23 protein-coding genes and 1 riboswitch are annotated in these 26,214 nt (G+C 37.5%); of the genes, 20 read left to right on the forward strand and 3 right to left on the reverse strand.

Annotation, left to right across the window (positions count from 1 at the left end; genetic code table 11):
* Positions 1-144 precede the first annotated feature (144 nt).
* Positions 145-630 (forward strand): GNAT family N-acetyltransferase, encoded by a 486-nt coding sequence (locus ISU02_RS01725; RefSeq protein WP_194700044.1) that lies wholly within the window; start codon positions 145-147, stop codon positions 628-630.
* A 39-nt stretch (positions 631-669) separates the two neighbouring features.
* Here the strand turns inward: ISU02_RS01725 and ISU02_RS01730 are convergent, their stop codons facing one another.
* Positions 670-1,872, reverse strand: coding sequence for a winged helix-turn-helix domain-containing protein (locus tag ISU02_RS01730; RefSeq protein WP_194700045.1), 1,203 nt, complete (start codon positions 1,870-1,872; stop codon positions 670-672).
* A gap of 516 nt (positions 1,873-2,388) precedes the next feature.
* Between ISU02_RS01730 and abc-f the strand changes: the two genes are divergently transcribed.
* The 9 genes from abc-f to ISU02_RS01775 all read left to right on the forward strand — a co-directional run bounded on the left by abc-f (position 2,389) and on the right by ISU02_RS01775 (position 12,651).
* On the forward strand, positions 2,389-3,888 hold the full coding sequence (gene abc-f / locus ISU02_RS01735; protein WP_194700046.1) for a ribosomal protection-like ABC-F family protein: 1,500 nt from the start codon (positions 2,389-2,391) through the stop codon (positions 3,886-3,888).
* 184 nt (positions 3,889-4,072) lie between these two features.
* Complete coding sequence (gene glpK, locus ISU02_RS01740; RefSeq protein WP_194700047.1) at positions 4,073-5,575, forward strand: glycerol kinase GlpK; 1,503 nt, start codon at positions 4,073-4,075, stop codon at positions 5,573-5,575.
* Positions 5,576-5,735: 160 nt separating this feature from the next.
* Positions 5,736-7,175 carry an NAD(P)/FAD-dependent oxidoreductase gene (locus ISU02_RS01745; protein WP_194700048.1) on the forward strand — a complete coding sequence of 480 codons (1,440 nt, stop codon included), beginning with the start codon at positions 5,736-5,738 and terminating at the stop codon, positions 7,173-7,175.
* An 11-nt stretch (positions 7,176-7,186) separates the two neighbouring features.
* A complete protein-coding gene (locus ISU02_RS01750) occupies positions 7,187-8,488 on the forward strand; it encodes an NAD(P)/FAD-dependent oxidoreductase (RefSeq protein WP_194700049.1) in 1,302 nt (433 codons plus the stop codon).
* Between the two features lie 2 nt (positions 8,489-8,490).
* A complete protein-coding gene (locus tag ISU02_RS01755) occupies positions 8,491-8,868 on the forward strand; it encodes a DUF1667 domain-containing protein (RefSeq protein ID WP_194700050.1) in 378 nt (125 codons plus the stop codon).
* Positions 8,869-9,095: 227 nt separating this feature from the next.
* Positions 9,096-9,923, forward strand: coding sequence for an undecaprenyl-diphosphate phosphatase (locus ISU02_RS01760; protein ID WP_194700051.1), 828 nt, complete (start codon positions 9,096-9,098; stop codon positions 9,921-9,923).
* 365 nt (positions 9,924-10,288) lie between these two features.
* Complete coding sequence (locus ISU02_RS01765) at positions 10,289-11,674, forward strand: NAD(P)H-dependent oxidoreductase (RefSeq protein ID WP_194700052.1); 1,386 nt, start codon at positions 10,289-10,291, stop codon at positions 11,672-11,674.
* 9 nt (positions 11,675-11,683) lie between these two features.
* Positions 11,684-12,211, forward strand: a complete 528-nt coding sequence (locus ISU02_RS01770) for a PadR family transcriptional regulator (RefSeq protein WP_194700053.1) — start codon at positions 11,684-11,686, stop codon at positions 12,209-12,211.
* A 164-nt stretch (positions 12,212-12,375) separates the two neighbouring features.
* On the forward strand, positions 12,376-12,651 hold the full coding sequence (locus ISU02_RS01775; RefSeq protein ID WP_194700054.1) for a CD3324 family protein: 276 nt from the start codon (positions 12,376-12,378) through the stop codon (positions 12,649-12,651).
* A 156-nt stretch (positions 12,652-12,807) separates the two neighbouring features.
* On the opposite strand, the gene ISU02_RS01780 is transcribed toward ISU02_RS01775, so the two are convergent.
* Together ISU02_RS01780 and ISU02_RS01785 are read right to left on the reverse strand one after the other, a co-directional pair.
* Entirely contained in the window at positions 12,808-13,770 is a 963-nt protein-coding gene (locus ISU02_RS01780) for a DUF6179 domain-containing protein (protein ID WP_194700055.1), read from the reverse strand.
* A gap of 10 nt (positions 13,771-13,780) precedes the next feature.
* The gene (locus ISU02_RS01785; RefSeq protein WP_194700056.1) at positions 13,781-14,200 is read right to left on the reverse strand and encodes a DUF6323 family protein; all 420 of its coding nucleotides are present in this window, start codon (positions 14,198-14,200) and stop codon (positions 13,781-13,783) included.
* Between the two features lie 243 nt (positions 14,201-14,443).
* Here ISU02_RS01785 and ISU02_RS01790 point away from each other — a divergent pair, with 243 nt between their 5' ends.
* The 10 genes from ISU02_RS01790 (at position 14,444) to ISU02_RS01835 (ending at position 26,104) form a co-directional block, all read left to right on the forward strand.
* Positions 14,444-14,962, forward strand: coding sequence for a GNAT family N-acetyltransferase (locus ISU02_RS01790; RefSeq protein ID WP_194700057.1), 519 nt, complete (start codon positions 14,444-14,446; stop codon positions 14,960-14,962).
* A gap of 103 nt (positions 14,963-15,065) precedes the next feature.
* A complete protein-coding gene (locus tag ISU02_RS01795; protein ID WP_194700058.1) occupies positions 15,066-15,635 on the forward strand; it encodes a DNA-3-methyladenine glycosylase I in 570 nt (189 codons plus the stop codon).
* Between the two features lie 176 nt (positions 15,636-15,811).
* Positions 15,812-15,914, forward strand: a riboswitch (purine riboswitch).
* 205 nt (positions 15,915-16,119) lie between these two features.
* Positions 16,120-16,707: a xanthine phosphoribosyltransferase gene (locus ISU02_RS01800; RefSeq protein ID WP_194700059.1), complete on the forward strand. Its 588-nt coding sequence runs from the start codon at positions 16,120-16,122 to the stop codon at positions 16,705-16,707.
* Positions 16,708-16,734: 27 nt separating this feature from the next.
* Complete coding sequence (locus tag ISU02_RS01805; RefSeq protein ID WP_194700060.1) at positions 16,735-17,874, forward strand: BMP family ABC transporter substrate-binding protein; 1,140 nt, start codon at positions 16,735-16,737, stop codon at positions 17,872-17,874.
* 13 nt (positions 17,875-17,887) lie between these two features.
* Positions 17,888-19,399 (forward strand): ABC transporter ATP-binding protein, encoded by a 1,512-nt coding sequence (locus ISU02_RS01810; RefSeq protein ID WP_194700061.1) that lies wholly within the window; start codon positions 17,888-17,890, stop codon positions 19,397-19,399.
* Positions 19,393-20,460, forward strand: a complete 1,068-nt coding sequence (locus ISU02_RS01815) for an ABC transporter permease (protein WP_194700062.1) — start codon at positions 19,393-19,395, stop codon at positions 20,458-20,460. Before ISU02_RS01810 ends, ISU02_RS01815 begins: the two co-directional genes overlap by 7 nt.
* Positions 20,457-21,380, forward strand: a complete 924-nt coding sequence (locus ISU02_RS01820) for an ABC transporter permease (protein WP_194700063.1) — start codon at positions 20,457-20,459, stop codon at positions 21,378-21,380. The genes ISU02_RS01815 and ISU02_RS01820 overlap by 4 nt, the downstream gene beginning before the upstream one ends.
* A 30-nt stretch (positions 21,381-21,410) precedes the next feature.
* Positions 21,411-22,247: a GNAT family N-acetyltransferase gene (locus tag ISU02_RS01825; protein WP_194700064.1), complete on the forward strand. Its 837-nt coding sequence runs from the start codon at positions 21,411-21,413 to the stop codon at positions 22,245-22,247.
* Positions 22,248-22,470: 223 nt separating this feature from the next.
* Positions 22,471-25,221, forward strand: a complete 2,751-nt coding sequence (locus tag ISU02_RS01830) for an AAA family ATPase (protein WP_194700065.1) — start codon at positions 22,471-22,473, stop codon at positions 25,219-25,221.
* Positions 25,208-26,104, forward strand: a complete 897-nt coding sequence (locus ISU02_RS01835; RefSeq protein WP_194700066.1) for an HNH endonuclease — start codon at positions 25,208-25,210, stop codon at positions 26,102-26,104. Before ISU02_RS01830 ends, ISU02_RS01835 begins: the two co-directional genes overlap by 14 nt.
* Positions 26,105-26,214: the final 110 nt, after the last annotated feature.

Here is a 26,214-nt window from a genome sequence, read left to right on the forward strand (position 1 = left end):
TGTGAAGAGGCATGTTCAACCTCAAACAGCGTCAGCGAAAATCGTTTTGAGACATCGGGAGATGACTCAAATGTTGTTGTATGCAAGATTGGCCGATGACAATTAAAGATCATGATAAAAAGTTTTATGAAAAGAGGGGTTAATATGATTAGAAAAGTGGAAACATCTGATGCAGCAGTGATTTGCGAGATATACAATTATTATGTTCTAAATAGCATCTCTACTTTTGAAGAGGATGCTATTTCAATTGAAGGTATGATTGAAAGGATAAACAAGGTAAAGGCATTAGGTCTACCTTGGCATGTCTATGAGGAAGAGGGCAAAGTTATTGGCTACGCGTATGCAACGAAATGGAAAGAACGTTCTGCATATCGCTTTTCGATTGAAACCTCTGTTTACGTAGATCGGCATCATGCGGGGAAGGGGATAGGCTCAAAATTATATGAAGTAATTATAAGTCAACTTAGAGAGAGCGGCTATCATTCCATTATTACGGGTGTGTCTCAACCCAATGAAAGCAGTCAAAAACTCCATGAAAAATTTGGATTTAAAAAAGTAGCTGTAATTAAAGAAGCCGGTTTTAAATTTAACCAATGGGTTGATTTGACAAATTGGCAATTGTTCTTGTAATCATGTGAAGACGCAGCATGATTCTGATGAAATAAAGCGTCATTTAGTCATGTTAACTTGGGTACAGTCATTAAAAGTTGCAAATTTTTTTAGACTCCCTCTTAGATTTTTCTTAAATTCTCGATCTGGTTTGAAGGTTTTTTCATACCAGATTTTTTTTACGTCTAAGGTTCTATCTTTTTTATTATTGACCATTTCAATGCGACCAATCAAAGCATCTTTGTAAAGAATGGGGAGCACATAATAGCCAAATTTTCGATCTGTAGAGGGTGTATAGATCTCCCACTTGTATTCAAAGTTAAATAGAGCTTTAATTAAATTGCGATCCCATAATAAATTGTCCAAAGGCGCTAAAAAAGAAACGCGCGGCAAAAGTGTTTCGGTCCAATTCGAATTTTTAAAAGTTTCAAGGCACGATTCCAGCAAAAGGCGGTCTTGCTCTAACGCATAGAGCGGCATTTCAACGCCGTCGACTGCAACTTCGATGACTTGCTTTGAGTTTATAAGTGACTGAAAGGCATGATTTCTTTGGGCGGCTTTCATCTCGTCGATGCCAAGCCAAGCATCAGAAGCCTTGTTCCAAAGCATGCCGACGGCACCGATGCGTCTCAGAATGTGCCATTCAATTTGATCTTGCCGAGTTCTGTTTGGATTGGGACAGTTGAGAATCTCCTGATCGATAAAATCTTTTGCAAGAGCATAGTACTTTATAGTGCCTTTCTTGTGGTGTATCACGAGTTCTCCCCTAAAATAAAGTGTTTCAAGTGTTGCTCTTCCAAGTGAAGTAGCGTTCCAGAACCAATTTACTTTTTCGCTTAAATGAATATCCTTTGAACAGGCAAATGTATTTTGGTGTATGTAGTAGAGCACATCGTCAATGACGCGATCAATTGCTTCACGGCTGAGAGAAACCTTTTGATAAGAGGCTCTTTTAGAGTCAAAATGAGGCCAGTCCTCAACGGCAAAGATGGAGAGATTTTTATCAAAGTAGTCGATAAGCGCTCTTTCTTCATAGAGCAATTCTGAGAGCATTGACTTTTTAAAGTGCTCTATCCTTGACTGTAATACGAGTTCTGGATTTTTGCCGCAGATGTCGATTGGGTCAAACTGAATACATCCAACTTGTCTGATAAAACTCAGGATGCCCTCTTTACCTGTAAATTTAAAGTCATTGATCAGACCGTGTTTTCTTAACATAAAATAGCGTGCTTGTTGGACGGTTAAATGATATTCTGGTTTCATAAGTCACCTCGCTATTTAAATAATACCAAACAAACGTTCTGGCGTCAAATGTTACGAATGGATTAAATTCACATTCTTTTTATAGTTGGCATTGACTGGGTTAAGATTCTATTTTATACTTTAGAGAGTCACTTTTAAAGATTTTAATAAGGAGAGTACAATGAAGTAAGTTCTTAGTAATGAGAGTTTAATGTCAATATGGAAATGATATTTTGCGTATGACAGGAGAATAATAATTATTCTTTCAAGTAGACTTTTTTTGTGCTGAGAACATTCATGACTGCTTTCAAATATGATTTAAAGGACAACGCTTTAGTGTTGTTTTCTTGCTGTTATTTGCTTACTTACGTAGGATAGGCTGTTCATTGAGTTCGTTCAATGCACAGCCTTTTTGTGTATCTTGAACTTAAACTGAATGTGATATGGATGTATTTTAATCTTTTTAAACGTTTAGATGTCTTCTGTAATCGTATTGAGTGTTGAGTTTTGGAGCAACATTATGTGAGGAGTGATCGTATGACAATATTAACTTGTAAAAATTTAAATAAAGCCTATGGCTATAAATCTGTTCTTGAAGCAATTAATATAGAATTATTTTATGGAGAACGAGTGGGGATTGTCGGTGAAAATGGTGCGGGCAAGACGACGCTAATTCAATTGATTTCAGGTAAGCTCAAAGCGGATTCAGGTACGGTTGAGTGGCATGATCGTGGGGTCACAGTGGGCCTCTTAACTCAATCTAGCACATACGAATTTTTAAATATCGATGTACCAGAGCTTAATAGCACCTATTTTGAAATTGAAAGCAAACTGAAAATTGACCTTGTGTCAGAAAAAGAAATGAGTGGTGGAGAGCGCACAAAAGTGGCACTTGCAAAAATATGGGCCACAGAGCCCAATGTACTCATATTGGATGAGCCCACGAATCATTTGGATTATAATGGCATAGATTGGCTCATAAATGAAGTCCATTATTTTCCCGGTACAGTGATTGTGATCTCACATGACCGCTATTTTCTCGATCAGATATGCACAAAGATCATAGAAATTGAAAATGGTACTTCAACTTCTTATGAAGGCAATTATTCTCAATATGTTAGCTTAAAATCTGATCACATTAAGGCGCAGCGTAATGCTTATGCGGTTCAAGAATCTTATAAAAAGCAAATTCAAGCGGATATTAGACAGCTTAAAACTTGGTCTGATAAGGCACATAGAGATGCCACCAAGAAGCAAAGAAATGGCATGGGGAAAAAAGAACACTTTAGAGCAAAAGCTAAAAAAAAGGATAAGCAGATTAAATCCAGAATAAAGAGACTCGAAAAAATAGAGATAGAAGGCATTGAGAAACCCAGAGCAGATAGAGAGATTGTGATGCATTTTAAAGATGCCGGTGCAAGGGGGAAAAACATTATAGAAGCCAAGAATATTTCCAAAAGTTTTGGAGATAAAATACTTTTTAAACCAAGTGACTTCTACATGACACGTGGTGAACGGATCGGTATCTTAGGTAATAACGGTTGTGGGAAGACAACACTTGTGCGACTTATAATGAAGCAACTGACACTGGATTCGGGAGAATTGCTTATGAGTCCTGCTTTGAAGATCGCCTATATGGATCAGTATGCCATTGATACTTCTCCTGAAGAGACCATTCAGTCTTATTTTGATCTTTATGACCGAGCAGCTCTCGTGGATTTATCGAATAAACTCTACCAACTGGGATTTAAATCGCTGGATTTGAATCACAAAGTGACCTCTTGCAGCTTTGGTGAACAAACAAAACTCAAACTTTTAAAATTATTATTGGGGACATATGATCTTCTGATATTGGATGAACCCACAAATCATATGGATCTGAAGAGTAAGGAAACTTTTGAAACTGCACTTGCTCAATACAATGGAACGATTCTATTGATAACGCATGATCGCTATCTTATGGAAAAAATTTGTAATGGCTATCTCGTCTTTGAAGCAGATCAAATTTTACGTCGGGAAATTAGATTGGCAGATTAAAGCTTCTGTTTTGAGATGCATTGTATGTTGTAAGTCAAACAGTTCTATGATTCAGTGGAAAAGAATTATAGGTTAAAGCGCATAGTCCTTATAAAGAAGGTGCATAAGCGTATTGTGCATGTGTGGAAAAAATAATAGAATAAAGTTATGAGATCGAACGGTGAATTTGAGGAGGCATATCCATATGGAGAAAAAGTATATTTTAGCATTAGACCAAGGCACTACAAGTTCAAGGGCGATTATTTTTGATAAGAGTGGCAATATTTTAAAAATCGCACAAAAAGAATTCACTCAAATCTATCCTAAGGCAGGCTGGGTAGAGCATGATGCAATGGAAATTTGGGGGACGCAATCCGGTGTTGCTCGGGAAGCTTTAGAAACCGCAGGCGTAAATCCCCATGAAATAGCGGCAATCGGCATCACCAACCAGCGGGAAACGACGGTTGTATGGGATAAAAACACTGGGAAACCAATCTATAACGCAATTGTATGGCAATGTCGCAGGACTGCTGGTATATGTGATGAGCTCAAAATTAAGGGTTATGAGAGCTATATTCGTGAAAATACTGGACTTGTTGTGGATGCTTATTTTTCGGGCACTAAGGTCAAATGGATTTTGGACAATGTGGATGGTGCAAGAGAAAGAGCTGAAAAAGGACAACTCCTATTTGGCAATGTAGACACATGGCTGATTTGGAATTTGACACGTGGCAAAGTGCATGTTACAGACTATTCTAATGCTTCTAGAACGATGCTCTACAATATAAAGACGCTTTGTTGGGATTCAGAAATCTTAGAAGCACTTAATATACCAGTTTCTATGCTCCCAACTGTGAAGCAATCCTCAGAAGTCTATGGTCATACGGATGTTCAGACCTTTGGGGGTGCAGAAATACCCATTGCGGGCATTGCTGGCGACCAACAAGCTGCACTCTTTGGTCAAGCTTGCTTTGAGCCAGGTATGGCTAAAAATACGTATGGTACGGGTTGTTTTATGCTCATGAATACGGGGGAAAAAATGGTGCCGTCAGAAAATGGTTTGTTGACGACAATTGCTTGGGGGATCGACGGTAAAGTGGAATATGCGCTTGAAGGTTCTATTTTTATGGCTGGCGCTTCTGTTCAATGGTTGAGAGATGAAATGAAGATGATTTCCGATGCGGCAGATACAGAATATTTTGCATCAAAAGTGGACGATACGAACGGTGTTTATCTGGTGCCTGCGTTTGCTGGACTTGGTGCGCCTTACTGGGATATGTATGCAAGGGGGAGTTTGGTTGGATTGACTCGGGGGTCGAATAAAAATCACGTGATCAGAGCAACGCTGGAGTCCATTGCATATCAGACGAGAGATGTTCTAGAAGCAATGCAGGAGGACTCAAATATCAAACTGGCGACTTTAAAAGTAGATGGTGGCGCAACTGCAAATAATTTTTTAATGCAGTTTCAGGCAGATATCTTGGGCGTTACTGTGAATAGACCTAAAGTGACGGAAACAACCGCTTTAGGCGCTGCTTACTTAGCAGGTCTTGCAGTGGGATTTTGGAAATCTAAAGCAGAAATAGCGAATAACTGGGCTATAGATAGAACTTTTGAGCACCATATAGACTCAGAGTACAGAGCGAAGCTTTATAAGGGCTGGAAAAAAGCAGTTGAACGTTCAAAGGGCTGGGAAGATGCCGAGTAATTAATTTCTCTTTTACAATGCAATTAAATAGGATTTAGTGAAGTGGATAGAAAATTAATGACAAGAGCATGAAAGTCATCACAATAGAGCCTTAGAACAGGTTTATTTGTGATGGCTTTTTGATACCATGAGTGGCAGAATTTAAGGAGGCTTTTGATCAATGTATGATGTAGTGGTTATAGGCGCTGGTGTGATTGGTACAGCAGTTGCGAGAGAACTTATGAAATTCGATATCAAAGTGATGGTGCTAGAGAGAGAAAACGATGTTGCCTGTGGTACAACTAAGGCCAATAGTGCTATTGTTCATGCTGGATACGATGCGCCATATGGTACTCTCAAAGGTAAATTCAACGCATGGGGCAATCGAATCTTTGGCGAGGTATGTGAAACACTCAATGTGCCATTCAAACGCATAGGGTCACTGGTCTGTGCATTTTCTGAAGAGGATTTAGCGACACTTGAAGCCCTGAAACACAATGGGGAACTGCTAGGCATTTCAAATCTTGAGATCGTAGACCAGTTATCGCTGAGAGCGATGGAACCCAATGTCAGTGATGATGCTGTGGCAGCGCTTTATGCGCCTACGGCAGGCATTACAGAACCTTGGGAATTGGCGATTGCATATATGGAAAATGCAATGGATAATGGTGCCGAATTAAAACTGAATTTTGAAGTTAAAACCATTGAAAAGAAATGTGATCATTACATAATTTCAGATGGCAATACATTGGTTGAAGCCAAGTATGTTGTCAATGCAGCAGGTGTCTATGCAGATCAGATATACCACATGGTTTGTGATGTGCCGGAGTTCACCATAACGCCGAGAAGAGGTCAGTACTTTTTACTGGACAAGTCAGCAAAAGATCATGTGAGGCGAATCATTTTTCCATGCCCATCCAACAAGGGCAAGGGGACTTTGGTACTTCCAACCGTCAATGGGAATATTCTCATTGGCCCAGATTCAGAGGATCTTGAAATTTCACAAAAGGAGGCAACTGAAACAACTTTAGAACGTCTGAATTTAGTGAAACAACTTGCGAATCACTTAATCAAAGATATACCCTTTAGCGAGAATATAACAACCTTTTCAGGGTTAAGGGCAGAACCTTCAACGGATGATTTTATCATAGGATTTAGCCAAGTGGATGGTTTTTATAATATTGCTGGGATGAAATCTCCAGGGTTATCCAGTGCTCCAGCAATAGGTATATATGTAGCTGATGAAATATCTGGCGTGTTAAATGCTGCAAGGCGAACGAGGTTTGAACCCAAGAGAAGCATAAGAATCCAATTTGAGCATCTAAATGACCTTCAAAAAAAGGCGTTAATAGAGCGTAACCCTGCATATGGTCGTGTGATCTGTAGATGTGAGATGATTACCGAAGGTGAAATTTTGGATGCAATTCACAGAAATTGTGGCGGGACCACGCTAAATGGCATTAAGAGACGCGTTAGACCGGGTGCTGGGAGATGTCAAGGTGGCTTTTGTGGTCCTAGAGTTGTGGAGATTTTAGCAAGAGAACTTGGCTGTGCAATGGAATCCGTTTGCCAAGAGGGGCAATCCTCTTATATTCTCGTTGGAAAGACCAAATCGTTGTAGGAGGATTTATCATGAATTATGATATTGTCATCATTGGCGGCGGTCCAGCAGGGCTTGCAAGTGCCATTGAAGCGCATAAAAAAGGTGTTGAGAATATACTGATTATTGAAAGAGACCGTGAACTTGGAGGGATATTACAGCAGTGTATTCACAATGGGTTTGGGCTTCACATCTTTAGAGAAGAACTCACAGGTCCAGAGTACGCTGAGCGCTTTATTGAAGTGGTTGAGACAACGGGCATTGAATATAAATTGAATACTATGGTCCTTGAAATCGATACAGATAAAAGGATCAAGGCGATGAATGAAACAGATGGTTTTATGATCATTCATGCGAAAGCCATTATTCTTGCTATGGGGTGTAGAGAACGTACGCGTGGTGCCCTTGCAATCCCAGGGACAAGACCAGCAGGGATTTTCAGTGCAGGTACGGCTCAACGATATCTCAATATAGAAGGTTATATGGTGGGAAAAAGAGTGGTCATATTGGGTTCGGGAGATATTGGGCTCATCATGGCGAGACGCCTGACGCTCGAAGGTGCTCAAGTGCTTGCGGTGGCAGAAGTCATGCCCTATTCAGGTGGATTGACCCGAAATATTGTTCAATGTTTAAATGATTTTGACATTCCGCTTCTTTTGAGTCATACTGTAACGGCTATTAAAGGCAGAGACCGAGTGTCTTCTGTGGTGATTTCAAAGGTAGATGCACATATGAAACCCGTCGTGGGGACAGAAGTTGAATATTCATGCGATGCGTTACTTTTATCCGTAGGACTCATTCCTGAAAATGAACTGTCAAGGCAAGCAAGAATTGAAATAGATCCGAGAACTCGTGGTCCTATTGTCAATGATGCCATGGAAACGACTATTCAGGGTATTTTCGCCTGTGGAAACGTCGTTCATGTGCATGATCTCGTGGACTTTGTAACGGCTGAAAGTATTCGTGCAGGCACAAGCGCAGCTAAATGTGTAATTGAATCACACAAAAATATAAGTGCAACACATGAAAAGGTAATTGAATCACACAAGAAAAAAATGAATTCAATTCACATCTGTTCTAAAGCAGGCATCGCTTACGTTGTGCCTCAAAGCATTTGCCACGAAAATTTAGAGGATCAATTTAGCCTCTTTCTACGTGTTAAGGCGGTTTATCACAATGCTCAAATTGTGGTTAAAGCGGATGGCGTGACCATTAAAGCGTTTAAAAAGAATCATTTAACGCCAGGAGAAATGGAAAATCTGATTTTAGAGAAGTCCTTATTAAATGAGACCATAAAGTCACTTACGGTGGAAGTGATCCAAGCGGAGGTATAATCATGGAAGAGAGAGCACTCATATGTATCGTATGTCCCTTGGGATGTCACCTGACCGTGACAATAGAGGACTCAAAAATGAAGGTATTTGGCAATAAATGTTCCAGGGGCGAAGCTTACGCTAAAAAAGAATTGACAGCACCGACGAGAATGCTGACGACAACCATTAAAATCAAAAACGCCATGCTTGACAGATTGCCAGTTAAAACAGAAATGCCCATTCCAAAAGAGAAGATTTTTCCATGCATGTCCATCCTGAATAAAGTGATTGTAGAGGCGCCAGTGAAGCGCGGTGATGTCGTCGTTGAAAATATTTTGGATACGGGTGTAAATATTGTGGCAACTAGAACTCTAAGAATAAAAATAGATCGACAAGTGTAAAACAACTCAACTGTGAATGCGACCAATATCTAAATTGAGCCTATATAGGACGCTCTGTAAAACACTATATTGATAGTGATACCTTACAAAAGTGTAAGGCGTAAAACGTAAATAAATCACTTAAAACAGTGGATTCATGGCGTGAAAAGTATTATACTTTAAAAGGTGTTTAGTTGTGTTCCTGCAATATGACATACACTGTATGTAGTAAATGAAGGAGTCAGAGAATGAATTTAGTCGAACTATTAAAAGTTGTAATACTCTCAATTGTTGAAGGCATTACAGAATGGTTGCCAATCAGTAGTACAGGACACATGTTGCTTGTGGACCAATTTTTGAAAATCAATATGTCAGAGGCCTTTAAGGACATGTTTTTCATGGTGATACAGTTAGGCGCCATTATGGCAGTGGTTGTTATTTTTTGGGACAAAATGTTTCCGTTTGATTTTAAGAATAAACCAGTCATAAAAAAAGAGATTTTTTCTATGTGGTTTAAAGTTGTGGCTGCTTGCATCCCAGGTGCTGTTGCAGTGTTTTTATTCGATGATTATGTCACGGCGCATTTTGAAACGCCCACGGTGATCGCTTCCATGTTGATTTTATACGGTGTCATATTTATTCTAGTAGAAAATTGGAATAAGGGCAGAAAGCCTGTAATTAATGTGCTGGATGATATTACCTATAAAACTGCATTGCTCATTGGTCTCTTTCAAGTATTGTCCATTGTACCAGGCACATCACGTTCTGGGACAACGATTATAGGTGCTTTAGTCATAGGGGTGTCTAGAACAGCGGCAGCAGAATTCACTTTCTTTCTTGCTGTGCCGGCTATGCTTGGTATGAGTGCCATTAAACTGATCAAGTTTGGCATACACTATACCACTGCAGAAATGCTAACGCTTGGTGTGGGGATGTTAGTTGCGTTTGCAGTCTCGATCATTGTCATTAAATTTTTAATGAAATACATTAAAAAACATGATTTTAAAGTATTTGGGTGGTATCGAATTATTTTAGGTGCAATTGTCATCGCCTATTTTAGTATGGTACATATTTGAGTATAGTAGGTTTTTAAAGTTAAAAAATTGACCTAGATCTAAATTTAAACGTAAAAATAGGAAAGCCTTTCAGAATCAGCGAGTTGTCCAATTGCTGAATTTGAAAGGCTTTTTTATGTTGAAAAGAGCTGTGAGAACAGCTTGCTGTGGGATCGACCTAAAGCGAAAACCATAAAGAGCTTAGTGAATAAAAAGTGTGAGACTAGATTTGACAGAAGATAAACGTTGGCGTATTATATTGATATATCGAATCGATATATCAGTACGATATATCAGGTGAGGAAATACATAAAAATAGCATACAAAAACATCGTTTCTAGAGTGCATCATATAGACTGAAGTGGTTCAGATTAGGAGGTAATTCCATGAGAATAGCGATTATTAATGGTAGCCCAAAGGGCGAAAACAGCGTCACCTTGCAAAATACGCGGTATATGTTCAAAAGGCATTCAGAGGTTCAACTTGAGGTTTACAACGTTGCCCAGCAAATTCATCGTTTAGAGAAAGACATAGAATATTTTGAAACGACACTGACGAACATGGCGTCAGCAGACGCTGTTATTTGGTCTTTTCCCGTGTATGTTTTCACTGTGCCTTCACAATTAAAGCGTTTTATTGAAATGGTCTTCGAGCGAAACTTTGAAAAAAGTTTTAACTTAAAGTATACCTGTCTCGTTCTGTCGTCGATTCATTTTTATGATCATTGTGCTGTCAATTACATGAATGCTATTTGTGATGATTTAAAGATGAAATATGTTGATTTTCTATCGGTTCACATGAGGGATTTAACAAAAGAAGCGGGCAGGGATTATGTAAAAACCTTTGGCAATCGGTTTTTAAGGGCAGTTGAAGATCAAAAGGTTACACAGGTCAATCACGCTCCACTTACAAAACCGAATTTAAATTATGTCCCTTCTATATTGGAAAAGACGGTTTCATTTGCAGATAAAAAAGCCTTACTGGTGGTGGACGATTTAGAGGATCAAACATTGAAAGCAATGGTAGATCAATGTCTGCATATATCAGGGCATACGTTTGAAATCATCAATTTGTCGAAATTAGATATTAAAGGCGGATGTATTGGCTGCATAAAATGCGGTCACAATTATGAATGCAGATATAAAGGTAAAGATGATTTTATAGCCTTTTATGACGAAAAAATTAAAGGAGCAGAGGTGATTCTGTTTGCTGGAACCATAAAGGATCGATATTTGTCTTCTAAATGGAAGCAGTACTTAGACCGTGCGTTTTTTAATACGCATACGCCGACACTTATGAATAAACATGTGGGCTTTATCATTTCGGGGCCTCTTAGGGCAATTCCAAATTTAAAGCAAACTCTTGAAGCCTATTTTCAATGGCAAAAATGTCATAATTCGGGGTATGTCTCAAATGAATATGAGACTTCCGATGAATTAGATCAACAGCTTCTGTCGCTAATGCATAATATTTTGAGTGCATCTGAATCCAAGCTGAAGGCAAACGAGACTTTTTTATCCGTGAGCACTCATAAATTGTTTAGGGACGAAATGTGGGGCCATTTAAGATTTCCGTTTAGAGCGGACTATAAAGCTTATAAAGCAATGCATCTATTTGATTTTCCCCAAAAAAATGTGAAATCAAGAGTTTACAATCGCATTATGAGCATCTTAATGCTGATACCTAAAGTGAGATCTGAAATTTATACGAATCAAATGATACCAGCAATGGTAAAACAACATAAAAAAATAGTAAATGATCCCGAACTTTAAGGAGTAAAAATGTTAGAATATGTACTTTTAGGTTTTTTAACTTATGGTGATTTAACTGGATATGAAATTAAAAAGATAATGACGCACAGTACTTCCAATTTTGTGGATGCAAGCTTTGGCAGCATTTATCCAGCTCTTAAGAGATTGGAATCTAAAAAATGGATCAGTTCATATGAGGGCAAGACAGGAAAAAAAATGATCAAGAAGTATAGTCTTACAGCGGTTGGCAAAGATCATTTTCTGAAGTGGCTTAAAGCACCTGCGGAATATTCACCTTTTAATCATGAATTTCTAGCGAAGATATTCTTTTTTAAGAATATAGACCATGAAGAAGCTATAGGGCAAATTAAGTGTGTGATTGCTGGCATCGAAGCTAGACTTGATGGCCTAAAAAAACTAAAAAATCACGAAGGGCACGGTGAACTATGTGATATAAATGGTTTTGAAGAGGATACACTGGATTATGGCATTTCAAATTATAGACATCAATTGGAGTGGTTTAACAACTATCTTCAAAAGATGCTTCAAAAATCATAATATTACAAAATGCTTACATCTAAAGGGGAATCATTTTATAAATGATTTGTTTTTGGTATACTAAAAATGTCGTACAATGTGCGAGAATAAATTATGAGAGGAGTGATGTTCAATGAAGACTAACCGTTATTCTATTATTGTCAAAACACAGGAGGTAAGATTTATTGAACTACAAAAATGCTGCGGAAATTTTACCAGCAGATCTTCTCGAGGAACTACAGAAATATACTGAAGGCACGATCATTTATATTCCTAAGTCCTCCCGAAGAGAAGCATGGGGACTAAAATCAGGCATACGTGATGAATTAGATCAGCGCAATGCCAGTATTTTAGCTGAATTTGAAGCGGGTAAGTCAGTTGGTCTCATAGCGAATCACTATTTTATGAGTGAAGCGGCTGTCAAGAAAATTGTCTATGAAAGAAAGACGGAGAAAAAATAGTTCAATCTATTCTTTCCCTATTTGTATTTTGACAGTTGTGAGATAATGAACTTGACCGGTTAATCCAATCGAAAGGAGGCGTTTAATTTGAAAATTGAGAGGTGGCCTTTACTCTAACGAGTTAGGCATCAAGGGGTCCAGCATATGCTGGGCCCTTTATAATGTGAAGAAATGTGCTAAGTTTTCAGATGCAAATGCCAGCTTAAATTGGGTTAGAAGAGATGGAAAGCCTCTTCTGAAATAGGATTTTGCGCTTGGCATTAGGGTGTCGATGGCCTCATAAAAGGCATCCGCAAACAATGCTTCAGGATCAGGGTGCGCTTTGAATTTTTCATGGAGAAGTTTAATGTCGCTTGGCTTCAAAAAGAGATTTCTAACAGCTCTTTCCAGCAAGGTGGATGCAATAGATTGCTTAAGGAGTATTTCGGAAACATTGTTGATGAGATTTTCTGGTGCCATATCATAGTTTCTTGCATAAAGTGCAACAATGGATAGGATATCGTTTTCGTCATAGTTGTGGCAAAAATCATTTTCTAGGTTCAGCGTTTTTATATAGTATTCAACATACCATATGCCAATCTCTTTCATGGGATCATAAAAGAGTGGATAATCAATCATGCCACTGGTGAGGTTGGGCATGAACTCGTAATCGTAATTTTTGAAAAAGAGTTCTAATCCATTGTAGATCGTGTCAATATAGGCGTCTATAGCAAGTGCCAAATGCATGGATTTTAGATACTTATATGAAAGTTCTAAATGTGCCATTTTTGCCTTAATGCAATTTTGACCTGTTTGATAAAATCTTGAGACTTCAAAAGTCATGAGCTTTTCAAAAGCATCGTTCATGTCATTAAACGACCTGAAATAAGCATCCAGCGTATAAACAACGCCATTATATAAATCGATGCCTACATCTGTTTTGACAGAAGCACTTTTGCCTTGGGTGTATTTAAGCACATTTTCACTCATGATTTTCATAATGTCGAGCTGTATGAGTTCTACTTGCTTTGGGGTAATCATGCCATTTTTTAGACTGTACTCCAACATGGAAAATGTCCATTTTTCAATATCTGGGATAAAATCTGTGTAAAGAGAGTGTTTCGCTAGTGTATGAATCATCTTAGACCTCCTAAAATTTTTTATGAATATAACGCAAGACTTTTTCTAAATCACGATCTCTTAGGAGTTCAATCGAACCACCAGATTTGCCATTAAAGTATTTCACCATTAATTCAATAAGATCATCATCTGAGATGACCTCGAACATTTCGTTTTTCATATAGTAAAAAGTTTCGATGAGTTCATCAAGTGTTGCCACATAGTTTGCTTGTTGGATGTAGGGGGAGTCTAGAAAAGCTTCGATTATTTTGCCTATGGTTGCACTGCCGATTTCGATGCGGCCATGCGAGATTAGAGCTTGATTTCTAGATTCTATTAGAGCGAGCGCATCTTGTGGTGTCAATTTGAGGCCGAAAAGGCCAGAGAGGTCGTTGAGTTCTAGGATTTCATCAAGCGCTAATTTTTGTGATAAAAGTTCAAGCGAAAACATTTTAGCCTCCTTAAATTAAAATTTTCTAAAAAGTATTGACAAACAGGGTTGAATTGTGTTAATGTATAGTTGAGAAATACTATAGAATTCCTTAATCCCATAATGTTATATAATATCACGAATCCATCTTTTTTACAAGGCTGGCATTCGGGATTTTTTTTGCGCAAAATTGAACATTTATGATATCATGAGAGTAGGTTGGAAATTAAAGCTGAAGGGCTTGTGAGAGAATGGAGCAGATGTATGATTTTTATAGAAAATGAGCACATTAAATGTCGTGCAACACTGTCGGCAGATTTAGAGTTTGTGAAGACTGCTGAGAGCGATGCGGAGAATTCAAGATTTGTCAGTCAATGGACTATAGAACAACATCTTTCAGCAATTGGCGATGAAAATCAAATGCATATTATCATTGAGGATGTAAAAACAGGTAAAAAAGTGGGCTATATGCTTGTGGCAGGCCTAAAAAACAACAATAACAATATTGAGCTTAGAAGAATTGTCATTACGGATAAGGGACATGGCTATGGACGCCAATCTTTTATCTTGATGAAACAATATATATTTGATGAGTTAAAGGCACATCGTTTGTGGCTGGATGTGAAGACTTACAACGAGAGAGGCCGTCATCTTTATAAATCAGAAGGTTTTGTCGAAGAAGGCATCATGAGGGAGAGTGTGCTTTATAATGGGCAATATGATTCCATGATGATTATGTCCATTTTAGAGCACGAGTATCGGGCGTTTGTGCATATGCTCTAAAGGTTAAATTACAGTGCTATAGAACGAATTGCTTTCGAGGACAATTTTTCACTTGAAAGCGTCTAACTGTATGCTATTTAGAACTTTAAACGGAGGTAAAATAATGTCAAAAGTAAGATGTGAATGGGCTCAATCTCATGAACTCCATCATGATTATCACGATAAGGAATGGGGCGTACCGGTTCATGATGACCGCAAGTTATTTGAAATGCTCAACCTTGAAGGTGCTCAAGCAGGTCTTTCATGGCTCACGATTTTAAAAAGACGCGATGATTACAATTTGATCTTTGAAAATTTTGATCCTCAAAAACTTGTGAAATACACAGACGAGCAATTGGATGCGATCTTATTAGATGCGAGGATCATTCGCAATCGGTTAAAAGTCTATTCAGTGAGAAGTAACGCAGAGGCTTATCTTAAAGTTGTGGAGGAGTTCGGCAGTTTTGATGCCTATATCTGGCAGTTTGTCGGTGGAAAACCCATCATCAATACTTTCAAGAGTATGAAAGAAGTGCCTGTGAGTACACCAGAAAGCGATGCCATGAGCAAAGACCTTAAAAAGAGAAGCTTTAAGTTCTGTGGCACGACGATTTGTTATGCTTATATGCAAGCTGTGGGCATGGTAAATGATCATACAATGGATTGTTTTAGATATAACGAAGTACAAATATAGGATTGAATTTTTAGAACTTTAATGTTATAGTAAAACGATGGAATTTGCAATTTAAAATTGAATATTTGGTTAGAGTGTTAAAATCCAATAGTTGAGCAACCCTCAACCATAAGATGTCGTTTACGGCAAGTACGCGATACAGCATATGGTTGAGGGTTCGTGCGAAACTGGATTTTGACACTCTAACTATATTTACTCGTATAAGTTTGATAATATGGATCAAACGTTTCTACAAGCTACCTTAAATAGTTACAGGCTACGAGTTCGGTAAAATTTGTGTATAGCTATAGTGTAATTTGGCACCTGATCAATGTTATCTTATTACTGTATCTATATCTCAAGTTTTTCAGGAACTCTGTCTTGACAGAGTTCTTTTTTTATACAACTGATATTAAAATAGAAGATTTTCTCTGTAATTTGAATTGAGAAAAGGGTTTATGGAGATCAGTTTGTGACATCTAAAAACAATTAAAAGGAAAAGTGAATGGAATTATTAAAGCAAAAAATTTTAAAAGAAGGCACAACAGTGGGCCCTGAGATCTTAAAGGTGGATTCTTTTTTAAATCATCAAATTGATATTAGGCTCATGCAAGAGATTGGTAAAGAATTTCACAGACGCTTTAAAGATCATAAAATCACTAAGATTTTAACGATTGAAGCTTCTGGAATCAGTATCGCATCCATTGCGGCGATTTATTTTGATGTTCCTGTGGTATTTGCTAAAAAAGTACAGTCTAAAAATTTAGATGCAGAGACATACAAAAGCAGTGTGTATTCTTTTACTAAAGAAGCTTACTATGATGTCAAAGTTTCTAAACGCTATTTATCAAGTGATGATCACATTTTAATCTTGGATGATTTCTTGGCAAATGGACGTGCGGCACTTGGACTGATTGAAATTCTCGATCAAGCGGGTGCTACGCTAGAAGGCGTCGGTGCTGTGATAGAAAAAGGATTTCAAGAGGGTGGGCAAATTTTGAGAGATATGAATATCCATTTGGAGTCTTTGGCAATTGTGAATCGTTTTGAAGATGGAAAAATTACATTTATCGAACAAAATCAAACGCGTTAATTTTGGGGAGTAAAGGAGAAGAGTGAAATGAAAAAAATATTATCGTTATTAGTTGTATTGACATTGATCTTTGCAATGACAGGTTGTTCGTCAAAACCAGATGAGCCAGAAAAAGCCGCAGACAAACCAGCAGAACCTTCACAAGCTGAGGCTGAAGCTACTCAAACGGCGCCTGAAGATATGACCGTTGGCTTTATCTATGTTGGACCAATCGGAGATGGCGGATACACATATGCTCATGACCAAGGTCGATTATATTTAGAAGAAAAATTAGGTGTGAAAACCATTTATAAAGAATCCGTTCCTGAAACTCAGGAAGTTGAACAAGAAATTAGAAACATGGTAGATCAAGGTGCTAAAGCAATCTTTACAACAAGCTTTGGTCATATGGACTACACTGAAAAAATGTCAAAAGAGTTTCCAGACGTAGCATTTTTCCACTGTTCAGGTTACAAAACAACTGAAAACATGTCCAATTACTTTGGTAGAATGTATGAAGCAAGATATCTATCAGGTATTGTTGCTGGTATGAAAACACAATCTAATGAAATTGGTTATGTGGCTGCATTCCCAATTCCAGAAGTTATCAGAGGCATTAACGCATTTACGTTAGGCGTTCAATCGGTTAATCCAGATGCCGTTGTAAAAGTGGTTTGGACTTCGACTTGGTATGATCCAGCGAAAGAAAAAGAAGCAGCGATTTCTCTATTGGATCAAGGCGTTGACATTATAGCTCAACATCAAGATACAACAGGTCCTCAACAAGCTGCTGAGGAGAGAGGCGCTTTCTCAATCGGTTACAATACTGATATGAGCACAATGGCACCAAAAGCTTACATGACTGCACCAGTTTGGAACTGGGGACCATATTATGTGGCACAAGTTCAAAATGTATTAGATGGTACTTTTAAATCAGAAGCATACTGGGGTGGCATGAAAGATGACGTTGTAAAACTTGCGCCACTTACAGAAAATGCACCTGCTGGTGCGGCTGAAGCGGTAGATGCTGCCACAGCTAAAATTTTAGATGGTTCTTTAGCTGTTTTCGCAGGTCCAATTTTAAACCAAGCAGGCGAAGTTGCAGTAGAAGAAGGCAAAACTTTAACAGATGAAGAAATGTTAAATATGATGTGGTTTGTTAAAGGTGTAGAAGGTAAAATAGAATAGATAGGAGCTCACGATGCAAGAAGAAGTTTTTGTACAAATGAATGACATTTGCAAGACTTTTGGGTCGGTTAGAGCTAATTACAATATCAATTTTAGTGTAAATAAAGGCGAAATTCACGCTTTGCTCGGTGAGAACGGTGCAGGCAAGAGTACGCTTATGAACATGCTGTCAGGTATTTATAAACCTGACAGCGGTTCTATTTTTATACATGGTAAAGAAGTTAAGTTCAATTCCCCAAAAGATGCTATCAATCAAAAGATTGGTATGATCCATCAGCATTACAAACTTGTAGAGGTGCAGTCAGCCAAGGCAAATATTATTCTTGGGCAAGCTGGATCACTTTTTGTTAATGAGAAAAAAATCAGTTCAGAAATTAAAGCCATATCTACAAACTATGGCATTCCAATAGATCCAGATAAAAAAGTGTATAACATGTCCATAGGTGAAAAGCAATCCGTTGAAATTTTAAAAGTGCTCTATCAAGGGGCAGATATCCTCATTATGGATGAACCCACTGCGGTTTTAACGCCGCAAGAGACAGAAAAACTTTTTAAAATCATAAGAAATATGGCTAAAGAGGGCTGTGCAGTGATCATTATCACACATAAATTGCACGAAGTCATGGCAATTTCAGATCGTGTGACGGTACTTCATAAAGGGACAACGGTTGCCACAGTGAAGACCAAGGCGTCATCACCTAAAGAATTGACTGACCTTATGGTTGGAAAATCTGTGAATCTCTCTATTCAAAGACCACAAGTGAAACGAGGCAATGCCGCTTTAAAAGTAGCGGATCTAATGGCTTATGACCAAGATAAGGTGAAAGTACTTGACGGTGTAAGCTTTGATCTCTTTGAAGGAGAGATCTTAGGCGTTGCAGGTGTTGTTGGCAGTGGTCAAAAAGAGCTCTGTGAAGCAATCGCAGGCCTTTATACAGTAGAATCTGGGTCCATTATATATAATGACGAAAATATTTTGGGACTTTCACCCAGAGCTATTATAAAACGCGGCATTACCATGAGTTTTATTCCTGAAGATCGCCTTGGCATGGGACTTGTTGCTTCTATGGATATGGTGGACAATTATCTTTTAAAAGCACACCATAACCAGAAGGGTGTTTTTTTGAAGCGCAAGCCGATCATGACAAAATGTGAGCACATGATTGATCAACTTGAGATTAAGACCCCTGGAGTGCATCATCCAATAAAACAATTATCTGGCGGCAATATACAGAAGGTCTTAATCGGGCGTGAGATTGAGACGAATCCGCATGTACTCATAACGGCTTATGCTGTTAGAGGGCTTGATATTGGCGCTTCTCATACAATTTACGATTTGATTAACGATCAAAAGCAAAAGGGTGTTGCCATTTTATTTATTGGTGAGGATCTGGATGTTCTCTTGGAGCTTTGTGATCGTATTATGGTATTATGTGATGGCAGAATTACTGGGATTGTCAAATCAGATACAGTGACCAAGGAAGATCTCGGGTTAATGATGGCAGGGGAGGCGATATCGTGTTAAGAATGGTTAAACGAACAGATATGACGTCTAACAAAGCCAGTTTAATTAGAGTGCTTTCCATATTGTTTGCACTTATTACAGCAGGACTCTTCATTGCGATTATGGGGCATAATCCGATTAAGGTCTATTCGGCTATGTTTATGGGTGCGTTTGGTTCTACTTTTAGGATCAAAGATACGTTGATTATAGCGATTCCTTTAATTTTGACTTCTGTGGGCATTATGATTGCCTTTAAGATGAAGTTTTGGAATATTGGCGGGGAGGGTCAGATTTTAATGGGCGCTTTCTTTGCAAGCTTTATAGCGCTTAATTTTGATACTTTGCCCAAACCGCTATTGCTTTTAATGATGTTCATTGCAGGCTTTATTGGCGGTGGTCTATGGGCATTGCTGCCTGCTTTTTTAAAAGTAAAATTTGATACTAATGAAACCATTATTACTTTAATGCTTAATTATATTGCTATCAAATGGATTACTTATTTACAGTACGGACCTTGGAAAGACCCAAAATCTATGGGCTTTCCCAAGATTGCCAACTTTTCTGATGCCGCGATTTTACCTAAAGTTTTTGGGATTCATATGGGTTGGATCATCACATTGGTTATTGTTGTCATCGTATCTGTGATGATGAAGTATTCCAAAAAAGGCTATGAGATTTCTGTTGTAGGGGAGAGTATGGATACAGCCAAATATTCTGGCATTAACGTAAACCGAGTTATTCTCGGAGCACTTTTTGTCAGTGGCGGCATTTGTGGCATTGTGGGCATGATAGAAGCGTCGGCAGTCAATCAGACTTTATCGGCATCTCTATCGGCTGGCTATGGCTTTACCGCAATTATAACAACATGGTTATCTGCACTTAATGCTGCAGTAATTATTCCTGTTTCCATTCTCTTTGCAGCCATGATTAAAGGGGGGAGTTTTATTCAAACTGCTTTCCAGATTCCTCAGGCTGCTGCAAATATCTTGCAAAGTATTATCTTATTCTTCGTCATTGGGAGTGAGTTCTTTGTCCAATACAAATTGGTGCTTAAATCGAGTAAAAAGGAGGGGTCTGTATGATTATTTCGTTTCTAACGGCTATGATGATTGCAGGTACGCCATTGCTCTTTGCAACATTGGGAGAGATCGTCACGGAGAAGGCAGGCCATCTTAACTTAGGTGTGGAAGGTATGATGCTTGTGGGCGCTGTTTCAGGATTTGGCGTTGGTCTATATACTGAGAATCCTCTTTTGGCAATGGGGGCGGCAATATTTGCTGGAGCTGCTTCTGCCTTAATTTATGGTTTTTTAACGGTAACTTTAAGGGCAAATCAGGTTGTCTCAGGACTTTCGCTCACTATTTTTGGGACGGGATTATCCAGCTATATTGGTACTGCTTTTGTGGGCAAAAAACTATCAGAAGGCATTATTCATTTCTGTAAACCTGTAGAATTTCCTTTGTTGTCTAAAATACCTTTTATAGGTCCAATTGTATTTAATCAAGATGTTTTCGTATATTTGGGTTACTTGTTAGCGATTTTGGTGGGGGTTTACCTGTACAAGACGAGACTTGGACAGAATCTTGTGGCTGTAGGCGAAAATCCTGCTGCTGCGGATGCCTCTGGCATCAATGTCAATCTGTATAAATATATTCATATTTTAGCTGGAGGTGCGTTATGTGGATTAGGTGGTGCATATCTATCCATAGTGGAAGTGCCTCAGTGGCAAGATAACATTACTTCTGGTAGAGGATGGATTGCCATAGCACTGGTTATTTTCTGCAAGTGGAATCCTTATAAAGCCCTTTTTGGTGCTTATTTATTCGGTGGTCTAAGCATTATTGGTTTCCGTCTACAACAATTTAACATTTCGCAAAATCTTCTGGATATGTTGCCTTATTTAGTAACGATTATTGTTTTGGTTCTGAGTTCTATAAAACAGTCCAAAGAAAGTGCGCCGCCTCAAGGCCTTAGTCTACCTTATTTTAGAGAAGAAAGGTAATGTTACTTTTGAGCAGGAGGGGTATATGTCATGGATTATGGATTGTTGATTCAGCGCAATAGAAATGAGCTATTTAAACATTTAGCCCAAAAAAATAAGTGCACCGTGGTTGAAACTGATCCCGTGCATTATATGGATTTAAGGCCCTATATATACAGCAGTTCAATCAGTGAATTTGAAGTTTCATATGCGGATGAGATGCTAAGATCGATTCACTTCAACAAGTTGCCAGCAACTATTTTTCTTGGAGAGTCTCAATCCAATGAGAGCAGAATACAGGCACTTTTGGACAGAGTTGATTCATATGACAAATTACCAATTATGATTGCAACTCAAGAAACTTTGACGAATCCAAACGCTTTGATAGGACCAGATGGGTTGGTAGAGTCAGATGTGTTGGTAGGGCAAGGGATTTTGTTGAATCGAGAACCTGAGAATTTGGATTTTAAAGCCTATAACATTGAGACGGAACATGATCTGTTGAGATGGTGTAAGGTACTTGCGGAAGGTCTCTTTGACAATCCAGATATGTCACTGGCTCCTATGCGCAAACTCTTTAATTTTACACTTGCGGATGAACGCTATTTGTTAACACTTGGAACGGTAAACGATGAGCCAGTATCGGCAGGGATTGGGTATATCAGTGAATTAGAAGATCAAAGGACCATAGGTGGGCTCTATATGATTGCCACTGCAAAGGCGTATAGAAAGCGTGGATATGGTTCGAAGCTCGTCTATAAATTGTCTAAATCTCTATTTGATCACGGGGTTTCTTTTACAATACTCGACGCATCAGAAATGGGTGCCTCGCTCTATCTAAAAATGGGTTATAAACCTGTGAGCTATTCGTACAGATTTTTTCCGTAGTGATGTCATGGAGCGTTCGTTTAGTTATTTAATAAGAGAAAATCCCATGGCGTTGACTCTTAATAGTGATGATGAATAAATATAAATGATAAAGATAAGCAAATGCTGATTTTTCAGCAAATGCTTATTTTTTTTGTAGATAAAAATAAAGTTGTGCTATTATATTGATTATTGAAATGTGCTATAATTTGTTAAAATCAGTAAAATTCAATGGGGGCAATGGGTGACTATGAACATAATTCAAAGCATAGATGACAATATTCAAAGGGAATTTAATATTACAGAATCGGACACAAATGATCAAATTTTGATTAAAGTGAATGTCTATTTTTCAGAACGAATAAAAAAGATAGAAAAGTATGGAAACATAGATATTGAAAACAATTTGCTCCTTGAATATGCGGAAAAGTGGATACGTATTTTAAAACCTTATTTTGCTGTTCTTAAGGGCAATAAGTATTTCGAGCAACTTTTTACACATCGTTATATGTGTTGCGCTTTCTATGTTTTAAAGACTTCTGATGAAACGTTATTTAATCAGCTCCTAAGTGATACTCATTTTGAAGATCTGTGTTACAGGGGATTGATTGAATACTTTGATATGTATACAGGTCCTTTTTATAACAATGAGCGCGCCATAACCATGTTGTGCACTTATTTTCCCGCAAGAAAAATGAATGTACAAGAGTATGAACGCCTTACGCCTGTTCTTTTTAAACATATTTCCTATGCCGGCAGCAAAGGTGATCGGGGATATGCCTATGAAGGGATATCCGCAATCCAAAAGGGTATTTCTAATATTCCAATCAAGTATATCTTAAGAGGACTTGATGGGATATCCCTTTCAAATGTTCTTGGAGATCCAATTATACGGAAACAGGTATATACAGTCATAAGATATAGTCAATGGGATGATTTTCTAGAAAAAAAATTTTTCTATTTAGACAGCTTAATTATTGCCAACAAACTCAATGAAATTCTTTATTTAAAATATAAGAACGAACGGTATTCTCGATATTATATTGACTACAATACTCATATTGGACAAGAAAAAATAATGGTTTTGCAAGAAGAGGATGAGGAGAAATATGGCTATTGGGAGAATACACCTTTTACGCAACGTGTCTTTATGCTCAACAAAGTGCCGATTTTGACAGTATCTTATCAAAACAAGAACATAGAAATTAAATACAACAAGAAACTCAAAAAATTTCCCATGAATGAAAATGACTACTACTTAAATGAATTTATCTCTAGAGAATACTATAGTGAAATCCATGAGCTCATTATGAATGTGGCCCTTGGAGCGAGTGATTTTTCGTTTTCATATGCCTATATCGATCAATATAGGACACTTAATAATTCAACACTTTCTTTTGATGGCCTCACTGATTTCAATTTGAAATCCAAAAAATTGATTAAGAAAAGCGAGCTTGATTTAAATCCAAAGTTTTATGATCCTAGCATCCATTCTGTAACTTGTATAGTCGGCAAAAATGGGACGGGTAAGACCAGTGTTATTGAATTTTTGAATCAGTGGTTTTTTGCAATGATCATGGGCATTGAGGCTGATGAAATAAGAATCGAAAATGGCATTGTTGTCACGGAAGATCTTAAAGTGATAGGACTTGATGGTGATGAAATTCAATTTTTAGTGACTTTTAATTTAAATGACAATTTATATTTTATTTCAAATTTTAAAGTGGAAACTGAAGTGTTTTCAGCCTGTGAGAAAGGTGTTTTCAAGAGCTCAGATTACAGTAAAATTATCTATTTTTCAAGTATGATTCATCTCAATCATTGGACGTTCGAAAAAAGACTCAATCCATCCTTGAATAATAATAACTCTGAAATGAATCTAAGAGGTGATTTTAGAAGTGCAGACTATTCTGAAATGAATTCGTTGAACTACATGTTGGATCATATAGATGCACCAGAAGAAGCATTTGTCAATAAAGAGATATGCTATCACTTGGCCTTTTTAGATGCTTTTTACAGCTCAATAAAGAAAAGTGAAGCATACAAAGAGAACAATGAAATACGATCAGGAATGTTTGGAGATCATTTTATAGAGCATATCGTTTTAAATCTATCGGATCGTTCTATTCCAATAGATTCATTTTTACCTCTTGTGGAAAATGAAACCTATATTGAGCAGGCGATAACCTCTAGGACATCAAAGTTAGGTCATTTTTCTTCTGGGCAGTATGCAAAGTTTTCTTTTTTAGCGAAACTCTATTGGTGTCTAAGTGGTTATAGTAAATACTATAAATTGTTTGAAAAATATGCGAAACCTATAGAAAACTCATTTAGTGTCTTGGATACCATTGAGCCTGGTGAAACTGCAGTCATCTTCATAGATGAAGGTGAACTTTATTACCATCCGGAGTGGCAACGAAAGTATATGCAAGAATTGATTTTTATGATCAATCAATACAGTGATCAGAATAAAATACAAATCATTATTACGACTAATTCTCCCTTCATCGTATCTGATTTAATGCATTCTGATGTGGTTTATATGCCCGAAATTGAAAATGAAGAAGAGCAATTGACATTTGGCCAAAATATTCATACTCTGATGATGAAAAAATTTTTTATGGAAGGTTCTATAGGTGCTTTTTCGAAATCAAAAATCAGTGAACTCATTCAATGGATTAACGCTTTTGATGCCTTAAATAATGCCAAGGATGATGAGGTGGAGCCTTGCTCTGAAAAATACAATAAAATCAGTGACGGTATTCACAAAAAATATGGCATACCGAATACGACCACAGATATGTTCAATTTTATTAAAAAACAAATTTTATATGTTGGCGAGGTCGTCTATAGAGAAAAATTATTAATGATGCTAGAGGAAAGCCGAAAAAATGATGTGGCATTTCAGCTGGCTTTACTGGAAAAAGAGCAATTGAAATTAGAACAGAAAATGATAGAGCTTAAAAATAGGAGAGAACGTTATGATCGCAATTAAAGATTTTAGTGACCAGTTTATAGGTATATATTACGAGGCTGTTGACGATGTTGTCAGTGACACTTTAAAATCGACAATCGTTGAAATTTGTAAAACTTTATTTCCAGAAGATTTCTTTGATGGCAATGAGGATTTTAAAAAAATTGTGATCATGCCGTTTTCAGAATTAAAAAGTTGCCATACGTATGTTAAAAACAAAAAGAAAAAGCAGTTGAATGATATAAAGGTAAAGTATAAAGCGGATTGCAAAAAATTCTGTGGGTTATATGATAAGCTTATTGATAAACAAAAAGACAATAAAAAATTGAATGTCAGATTAGTGAATGAAAGCAATTTGCTCACATGTCCATATTGCAATCGGGATTATATAAATTCAAGGGGGAACAAAGCTTCAGGTGCACAACTGGATCATTTTTATTCCAAAGATCAATATCCTTTTTTTGCGCTGAGTTTATACAACTTAGTCCCTGTGTGTGGTAATTGCAACCGTATAAAAAGTAGGCGCGATGATGATTTTGCATCGCCATACGACAAGACAGTCGATCTTTTTAAAGATCTGAAATTTTCATATACACTTTCTGAAACTTCAAGTGCAGTGCTTAAGATCAATTCAGCTGGCGCTTTAAAGAACAATATAGACGCAATGAAAATCCTTGAAGCGTATAAAATTCATGATGTTGATGTACAAGAACTCATAGACTTGGAAAAGAGTTATTCAAAAATTAGGAAAGAAGAACTTATAGACGGCATTGAAGGTTTAAATCTCTCTGATGAATTCATTAAGCAGTGCATTTTTGGCAAGAAAATTGAGGCAAATGAGTTTGGAAGGCGATCGTTATCGCGTCTTAAACATGATATCTTAACTGAACTGAAAGTCTGGTGAAGGTTAATTGTGAATTGTACTTTGATGGCTATTAATGAGAATTTTACTTATCCTAACATCAAATTTACATTTTGCATATTTTCTCCTAACAAGAATTGACTATACTGAAC

The organism is Fusibacter ferrireducens (genome assembly GCF_015352425.1).
Classification (GTDB): Bacteria; Bacillota; Clostridia; order Peptostreptococcales; family Acidaminobacteraceae; genus Fusibacter_A; species Fusibacter_A ferrireducens.

Coding starts and splice junctions, on each gene's coding strand:
- ISU02_RS01725 (WP_194700044.1), top strand. CDS start 145: ATGATTAGAAAAGTGGAAACATCTGATGCAGCAGTGATTTGCGAGATA.
- ISU02_RS01730 (WP_194700045.1), bottom strand. CDS start 1,872: ATGAAACCAGAATATCATTTAACCGTCCAACAAGCACGCTATTTTATG.
- abc-f (WP_194700046.1), top strand. CDS start 2,389: ATGACAATATTAACTTGTAAAAATTTAAATAAAGCCTATGGCTATAAA.
- glpK (WP_194700047.1), top strand. CDS start 4,073: ATGGAGAAAAAGTATATTTTAGCATTAGACCAAGGCACTACAAGTTCA.
- ISU02_RS01745 (WP_194700048.1), top strand. CDS start 5,736: ATGTATGATGTAGTGGTTATAGGCGCTGGTGTGATTGGTACAGCAGTT.
- ISU02_RS01750 (WP_194700049.1), top strand. CDS start 7,187: ATGAATTATGATATTGTCATCATTGGCGGCGGTCCAGCAGGGCTTGCA.
- ISU02_RS01755 (WP_194700050.1), top strand. CDS start 8,491: ATGGAAGAGAGAGCACTCATATGTATCGTATGTCCCTTGGGATGTCAC.
- ISU02_RS01760 (WP_194700051.1), top strand. CDS start 9,096: ATGAATTTAGTCGAACTATTAAAAGTTGTAATACTCTCAATTGTTGAA.
- ISU02_RS01765 (WP_194700052.1), top strand. CDS start 10,289: ATGAGAATAGCGATTATTAATGGTAGCCCAAAGGGCGAAAACAGCGTC.
- ISU02_RS01770 (WP_194700053.1), top strand. CDS start 11,684: ATGTTAGAATATGTACTTTTAGGTTTTTTAACTTATGGTGATTTAACT.
- ISU02_RS01780 (WP_194700055.1), bottom strand. CDS start 13,770: ATGATTCATACACTAGCGAAACACTCTCTTTACACAGATTTTATCCCA.
- ISU02_RS01785 (WP_194700056.1), bottom strand. CDS start 14,200: ATGTTTTCGCTTGAACTTTTATCACAAAAATTAGCGCTTGATGAAATC.
- ISU02_RS01790 (WP_194700057.1), top strand. CDS start 14,444: ATGATTTTTATAGAAAATGAGCACATTAAATGTCGTGCAACACTGTCG.
- ISU02_RS01795 (WP_194700058.1), top strand. CDS start 15,066: ATGTCAAAAGTAAGATGTGAATGGGCTCAATCTCATGAACTCCATCAT.
- ISU02_RS01800 (WP_194700059.1), top strand. CDS start 16,120: ATGGAATTATTAAAGCAAAAAATTTTAAAAGAAGGCACAACAGTGGGC.
- ISU02_RS01805 (WP_194700060.1), top strand. CDS start 16,735: ATGAAAAAAATATTATCGTTATTAGTTGTATTGACATTGATCTTTGCA.
- ISU02_RS01810 (WP_194700061.1), top strand. CDS start 17,888: ATGCAAGAAGAAGTTTTTGTACAAATGAATGACATTTGCAAGACTTTT.
- ISU02_RS01820 (WP_194700063.1), top strand. CDS start 20,457: ATGATTATTTCGTTTCTAACGGCTATGATGATTGCAGGTACGCCATTG.
- ISU02_RS01825 (WP_194700064.1), top strand. CDS start 21,411: ATGGATTATGGATTGTTGATTCAGCGCAATAGAAATGAGCTATTTAAA.
- ISU02_RS01835 (WP_194700066.1), top strand. CDS start 25,208: ATGATCGCAATTAAAGATTTTAGTGACCAGTTTATAGGTATATATTAC.